Genomic DNA, 376 nt, shown 5'->3' with positions numbered 1-376 from the left:
CTTAATCCTTATTCGTTACGTCTTTTTAGAGAGCGCCTATCTATTTATTTTGTCCAAATAGAACTCTACGCTGTCTGCGTAATCAGATGTGATTTCGTGCATCATATAAGTCGTTGAATTACTTATGTGATAGTAGCCCACATAACGTTTTTCATCAGAGACAATTGTACCTAACACTACCACATTGTCTTGATTAGTCTCCTTGAGCTTTAGGTCAACATAACTTTCATCTATATTGTATAGTTGCGCTGCTACTGAGTTAAACATCAAAAGATTACTAAGCATCGCTAATTCAAGCACTAACTCTGGATTGTGTTCTCCTTGCCCGATTAACGAATGATTTATATTTAATCTTATTGCTAAAGCATTATTCGAC

The 376-nt window shown here is 35.4% G+C and carries 1 protein-coding gene; it reads right to left on the bottom strand.

Translation table 11 applies throughout. The features are described from left to right. Positions 1 to 36: 36 nt before the first annotated feature. Positions 37 to 376: hypothetical protein (locus tag AB4496_RS06635; protein WP_372130708.1), on the bottom strand; the 340-nt coding region annotated here is incomplete at its 5' end.

Source organism: Vibrio sp. 10N.222.46.A1, from assembly GCF_041473595.1.
GTDB classification, from domain to species: Bacteria; Pseudomonadota; Gammaproteobacteria; order Enterobacterales; family Vibrionaceae; genus Vibrio; species Vibrio tasmaniensis_A.
This window is presented reverse-complemented; position numbering and strand designations above follow the sequence as displayed.